The sequence below is a fragment of the Microbacterium umsixpiens genome, from assembly GCF_053543675.1.
Map to the genome: position 1 here is coordinate 1 of NZ_JBLVOH010000219.1, position 716 is coordinate 716.

Annotated in this window: 2 protein-coding genes; both read right to left on the bottom strand. The window is 70.3% G+C overall.

Going from position 1 to position 716, the window contains the following annotated elements:
* Positions 1 to 341: 3-keto-5-aminohexanoate cleavage protein (locus ACNPM4_RS18485; RefSeq protein ID WP_448986668.1), on the bottom strand; the 341-nt coding region annotated here is incomplete at its 3' end.
* Entirely contained in the window at positions 338 to 565 is a 228-nt protein-coding gene (locus ACNPM4_RS18490; RefSeq protein WP_029263966.1) for a DUF2188 domain-containing protein, read from the bottom strand. The genes ACNPM4_RS18485 and ACNPM4_RS18490, both read right to left, overlap by 4 nt.
* Between the last annotated feature and the right edge of the window lie 151 nt (positions 566 to 716).

The following is a 716-nucleotide window of genomic DNA, read 5'->3' on the forward strand; positions in this document are numbered from 1 at the left end:
GTCCACGACTCGATCGCGGCCAGACGACGCTCGACGTCGGGCTCGGCCCACTCGCCGGTCGTCACTCCGACCGGCACGCCCGGCGCGGCTTGACGGACAGCCCACACCCACCGGGCCACATCGTCGGCGGCCAGGCTGTCGCGCCCCGCCGCATCCTTCGGGTGCACATGCACGTCGCGCGCACCGGCTGCCACTGCCCGTGCGGCATCATCGGCCACCACGCCGGGGTCGAGGCTCAACCACGGATGCTCCGCCGGACCCCTGGCGCCGTTGATACATGCCTGCAACAGCATCCGGCCCTCGGAACCGGCTGCGCGCGCACCCTCGGACGGCACGCTCATCCGATCAGGTCGCGCGGGTGCCGCTCGTACGCGCTCTCGTCCTTCGAGGGACCCTCTTCGGTGCGCACCGTGTGCGCGACCTGGCGCGCCATCGCCGCACCACGAGCGGCCTTCACCGCATCGGCCTCGGTCTCGAAGCTCGCGCCCAACGTCTGCGATTCACCCTCGATGCGGTTGAACCAGATGCCATTGCGATGGAAAGTCTCGATATCACCTGCGGCCATGCGGGATCCCTTCTCTCGACTCCCTTTCTACGGCACACGACCGACACCCGCAGAGCCCCTTGACACCCTCCGCAGACGTGTCCGACCCGGTCGCCTCAGCCGCCGAAGCCGGCCCGCCGCACCGCATCGCCCATCGCCGCGAACGCCTCTT